Origin of the sequence: Halomonas sp. ND22Bw, assembly GCF_003011945.1 — a bacterium.
GTDB classification, from domain to species: Bacteria; Pseudomonadota; Gammaproteobacteria; order Pseudomonadales; family Halomonadaceae; genus Halomonas; species Halomonas halophila.
Genome location: NZ_PXWD01001323.1, coordinates 1 through 254, shown reverse-complemented (window position 1 = coordinate 254; position 254 = coordinate 1). Strand labels below are relative to the sequence as shown.

Annotated in this window: 1 protein-coding gene; it reads right to left on the bottom strand. The window is 62.6% G+C overall.

Going from position 1 to position 254, the window contains the following annotated elements:
- Nucleotides 1-254, bottom strand: a 254-nt coding sequence (locus tag CVH10_RS22470) for a catalase-related domain-containing protein (protein WP_369335977.1), incomplete at both ends; no start/stop codon positions are given.

Here is a 254-nt window from a genome sequence, read left to right as displayed (position 1 = left end):
CGCGTCGCGAGGCTTTCGTCGACGTTGCGAAGATTGGCGAGCATCTGCACGCGGATGTGCTCCAGGCTTACCTTGGACAGCTCGAACACGAGTGCAGACGCGATGTGCGCGTGCTCGGCCGGGTCCATGGACCGAAAAAACAGCCGCGCTTGACTGTAGTGGTCGGCAAAGCTCTCCGGTCGGACGCGCAGCTTCTGGCCCTCCTCGTCCGAGGGGAAGGTTTTGTAACCCTTGGCAGTGTCTTCGCGAGCGCC